Source organism: Moorena sp. SIO4A5, assembly GCF_010672005.1.
In the GTDB taxonomy this organism is placed as follows: Bacteria; Cyanobacteriota; Cyanobacteriia; order Cyanobacteriales; family Coleofasciculaceae; genus Moorena.
Genome location: NZ_JAAHHZ010000456.1, coordinates 1 through 3861, shown reverse-complemented (window position 1 = coordinate 3861; position 3861 = coordinate 1). Strand labels below are relative to the sequence as shown.

The 3861-nt window shown below is 40.0% G+C and carries 7 protein-coding genes; 2 read left to right on the top strand and 5 right to left on the bottom strand.

The window, feature by feature from the left end:
- Positions 1–253: 253 nt before the first annotated feature.
- The 3 genes from F6K57_RS39095 to F6K57_RS39085 all read right to left on the bottom strand — a co-directional run bounded on the left by F6K57_RS39095 (position 254) and on the right by F6K57_RS39085 (position 1756).
- Complete coding sequence (locus tag F6K57_RS39095; RefSeq protein ID WP_293074066.1) at positions 254–463, bottom strand: hypothetical protein; 210 nt, start codon at positions 461–463, stop codon at positions 254–256.
- A gap of 285 nt (positions 464–748) precedes the next feature.
- Entirely contained in the window at positions 749–1492 is a 744-nt protein-coding gene (locus F6K57_RS39090) for a pentapeptide repeat-containing protein (RefSeq protein WP_293074063.1), read from the bottom strand.
- A 24-nt stretch (positions 1493–1516) separates the two neighbouring features.
- Positions 1517–1756, bottom strand: a complete 240-nt coding sequence (locus F6K57_RS39085; RefSeq protein WP_293074060.1) for a hypothetical protein — start codon at positions 1754–1756, stop codon at positions 1517–1519.
- Between the two features lie 87 nt (positions 1757–1843).
- Between F6K57_RS39085 and F6K57_RS39080 the strand changes: the two genes are divergently transcribed.
- Both F6K57_RS39080 and F6K57_RS39075 read left to right on the top strand, forming a co-directional pair.
- Positions 1844–1987 (top strand): hypothetical protein, encoded by a 144-nt coding sequence (locus tag F6K57_RS39080; protein WP_293074057.1) that lies wholly within the window; start codon positions 1844–1846, stop codon positions 1985–1987.
- Positions 1988–2025: 38 nt separating this feature from the next.
- Positions 2026–2640 carry a hypothetical protein gene (locus tag F6K57_RS39075; RefSeq protein WP_293074054.1) on the top strand — a complete coding sequence of 205 codons (615 nt, stop codon included), beginning with the start codon at positions 2026–2028 and terminating at the stop codon, positions 2638–2640.
- Positions 2641–2772: 132 nt separating this feature from the next.
- Here F6K57_RS39075 and F6K57_RS39070 read toward each other — a convergent pair whose 3' ends face one another.
- Together F6K57_RS39070 and F6K57_RS39065 are read right to left on the bottom strand one after the other, a co-directional pair.
- On the bottom strand, positions 2773–3165 hold the full coding sequence (locus tag F6K57_RS39070; RefSeq protein WP_293074051.1) for a hypothetical protein: 393 nt from the start codon (positions 3163–3165) through the stop codon (positions 2773–2775).
- A gap of 267 nt (positions 3166–3432) precedes the next feature.
- Positions 3433–3738: a hypothetical protein gene (locus F6K57_RS39065; protein WP_293074049.1), complete on the bottom strand. Its 306-nt coding sequence runs from the start codon at positions 3736–3738 to the stop codon at positions 3433–3435.
- Positions 3739–3861 lie beyond the last annotated feature (123 nt).

The window sequence follows — 3861 nt, the reverse complement described above, 5'->3', positions numbered from 1 at the left end:
GAACTTTGGAGTTAAGCTCTCGAAGCTTCCTCTGGTTCGAGCTGCTCAGAGGGAGGGCAAGGATTATGTCTATATCGTTGAGAAGGTCTTGGGGAAGAGTATCAACCTGTGCTGATTAGTGTTGCGGGTGGTGTAAGACGGAACCGTTCTGTTTTAGAGAAAAAATGGGTGTTGCCGGTGGTCTAAGTCGGAGCGGTTCTGTTTTAGAGAAAAAATGAATGTTGCAAGTGGCCTAAGTCGGAGCGGTTCTGTTTTAGAGAAAAAATGAGTCTTCCCAGTGCTCTAAGACGGAACCGTTCTGTTTTAGAGAAAAAACGGGTGATCTAAGGGCGATCGCATCTGTATGGGGTGCGATCATTTTTCTTTGCTGTCCGTACATCGGGCAACCTCGATTTATTTCGGTATCCCCATGCAACCACCCTCTACTCCCAACAGAAGGAAGGTCTGATTGCGATCGCTGCAAGAACTACCCCATCCTTTCTCTAGTACCAACAGAGGTGGCGAAATCAGTGGGGTGAAAATAGCTCAAAAGCTTTCCCTGCATGAGAACAGAGGTGACGGTAGGTAAATTAACAACAAAAGGGAATCCCCAGCTCAAGGGAGCCAGAGCATATATTTGGGTAAGCAAGTGCACAAAATTAATTACACATTTTGCAAAACTCAAAGCCTTACGATGTAAGGGTTACAGAGATTCGTAGTAGGAAATTAATTTTGTTTAGGTACTTATATCTTTGGGTATATCTTTAAGTTATTTTATTAGTCTCATTCCGACGGTTTTAGGATTAAAGTTTTCAGGAAATACAGTGGGGCAAGGATATTTTTTAGAAAATTCTTTGCAAGTAGCTTTCAATGTGTTTTTATCTGTATAAATTGCATTTTTTAATATAGCTCCTTTTAAATTAGTCTTCTGTAAATTAGCTCCCCCTAAAAAAGCCTCCTGTAAATTAGCTCCCCATAAAAAAGCCTCCTGTAAATTAGCTCCCCCTAAATTAGCCTTCTGTAAATTAGCTCCTTTTAAATTAACCTCCTGTAAATTAGCTCCCCATAAAATAGCCTCCTGTAAATTAGCTCCCCATAAAAAAGCCTCCTGTAAATTAGCTTCTTTTAAAATAGTCTTCTGTAAATTAGCTCCCCCTAAATCAGCCTTCTGTAAATTAGCTTCCCATAAAATAGCCTCCTGTAAATTAGCTCCCCCTAAATCAGCATTAGAGAGTATAATTCCTCTCAAATAAGCGTTTGGGGCTTCCAAACCTCTTAAACTTTCTCTATCCCAAGTCAACCAAAACCAGGGATTACGTCTTGGTTCTGAGTTTAGAAATTCCAGAGCTTGTATCCTACCACCACTGCCTCTTTGGCCATATGCAGCAGTAATTACCTGCCATGCTTGATAAATTTCACTATCTCGTCTATCCTTTTCGCTAGCAATAAAAACTGTTACAGCTATGAGTATTGTTAGATTACCAGTAAGAGCTAAAATTTCTATTACTGCCAACCTATTCAAGTAATTTAAGAAAGGTTATAGAAATTTTTTTTCTGTCTTTATAAGTGGTTGATTACATTTAAACAATATTAATATTAAGGGATTGTTGGCAATTTGTTCAGCTTTAAACCAGTCTTGATCCGCATCCCCTTCTTCTTCTGTTAGTTGACGATTATGATAAAGCTTCAAAGCTATTTCTTTAATATTTTCATGGGGTGTTTTTTGTGACCACGATATTGAAGCTTTGACTTGAGAAAGTACCTGCTTGAGCTTCATTATATGCTTGTATAAGTCCTGTTACTACTCGGGATAGGTAATCCCCCTAATTTATTACCCCTCTAAGTCCAGTCATCAGGTTTTTCTTTGCCCCTATGCAAAAAATCTCAGTTGTGCAAGCAGGGCAGTCAAGCAGGTATCTTGGTGGTCTTGCCCGTTATTCCCGATTCCCGATTCCCGATTCCCTATTTCCTCTACATAGATATAAAATGTTCAGTGAACATCCGGTGAACATCCGGTGAACATTCGCCGAACATCCAGCAAAGGTTATGACTCAAGAGATAGACAAAATCCCCGTTAAGGATTTACAGACCAGATACAACATTGGTCGCACCGCCCTTTATGAGCGACTAAAACATGCGAATATCAAGGCCAACAAAGAGGGAACTCGCTCTTTTATATCTGGTAGACAACTGGAGGAATTGGATCGTTTAAACACCCATTTGGAAAGGGGTGGAACCTTTGAAGATTTTGAGCCAAAGTTCACCGAACAGTTTACAGAAAACAATCAGGAAACTATCTCCCTGGACAGTTCACCGAACAGTTCACCGAACAGTTCACCGAACGTTCACCGGACAGGTTCTTGGAAGGCAGAACGGGAAGCATTAGAGGTGTGGATTGATGCCATTGCCTCTGGTATTGAAAAAGCCAATATCAATAGAATGCAGCCCCTGAGTCCCATAGAATACATGCAACAGTTGAAGATGGCTGCCCAAGAACAGTGGTTATTGACCACATCGGAGGTCAGGGAATTGATAAAGGTAAAACCTCACACTAGGAAGGGTGAGGATACCTACAGGAGGGGTTCGTGGCTGTTTGTTAAATCGGGGAAAATTGGGAGGGAAACTGCTTGGCGTGTGGAACAGGAAACAGGGGATAGTTAGCTGTCAGCTGTCAGTGGTCAGTAGTTAGCTGTGGCCTAACCCATAAGCTGATAGCTGATAGCTGATAGCTGAATACTTACACGCGATCGCCTTTGGCTGCGCGTAGCGCATCGCACCAATACACCTGTAAAATTAAGGGTTTCTCCACCCTTCAATAATTCTAATTGCTACATTCAAATATGGGTTATCAAGGAATTCTTCAATTGCTCCTTGACCACCTTCTTTGATAGCATTAATTAGCCTTTCCTTCTTGCTTGGTGTAATAGCTGCACTGACAAAGGCTTCTTGCTGTACTTCTGTGGCGGTAGGATTGTTTTTCTCTAGTTGTTGGAGTAATTGCTGGATTTCTGCTGCTGCTTCTGCTAGATTTTTGTCAGGAGCATGATTGTGTATGACATTCCCTGTGTAATCTCTTCCAGCAATACCAACATTATTAACTCTTTCGACATAGTTACTACCAATGTTAAAATCAATGTTAAAATTGGCACCACGCTGGTCATATTTAGTAGGTTCTTTCTCTGCCATGGTTTCAACAACTCCTATTAATCTAGTATTGTCTTTACGTATATATTTTATTTGTTCATAATAAAACTCGGCTTGTTCAGAGAAAAGCTTTAGGCCACGCTACGCGATCGGCGAAGCCGCGCCAAAGGCGATCGCAGGTATTCAGTTAGGTTCATCTGAACTAGAACACTATTACCAGCAGTGTGATCGCACCAGTACCAAAACTAACATCCCAATCCAAACCAACCTCAACTAGCCCTTGACAAGCTCCATTTTCTAAAACAGGATCTAAGTTGGTGGCTGGTACTTATATGTCTTAAGAACTTCAATTAAATTCTTAATTTCATCATTACTCGTATGGCCATGGATAACTACTTCTAAGAATAGTAGACCCATGCGATCATAAAGTTGTTGATACGTAATATCATTATCTATCTTATATTTGTCAAATATAGGTTTCCATTCTAGAGGAAGTCTAAATGTGGATGCTTTATCAGAACGATACTGTTTTTCAATTCCCATGGTAAACCTATTACTACCATGAGGTAACTTTGAATTGGGTTTACTTTTTTTTTGATTATGATTAGAATTCAAAGAAAGATACCTCTAATAAGTTGGTTTTAGATGAGATAACCTTTATAGGTGTTATCTCTTCAGTATACAGTAGATATAGTTAAAACTCAAGTTTTTAAAATTCTAATCTAGTGAACTGTCCCG

Bases quoted from the DNA above. Each gene is read 5' to 3' on its own strand.
- F6K57_RS39085 (WP_293074060.1), bottom strand. From the start codon at position 1,756: ATGAAGCTCAAGCAGGTACTTTCTCAAGTCAAAGCTTCAATATCGTGG.
- F6K57_RS39075 (WP_293074054.1), top strand. From the start codon at position 2,026: ATGACTCAAGAGATAGACAAAATCCCCGTTAAGGATTTACAGACCAGA.
- F6K57_RS39070 (WP_293074051.1), bottom strand. From the start codon at position 3,165: ATGGCAGAGAAAGAACCTACTAAATATGACCAGCGTGGTGCCAATTTT.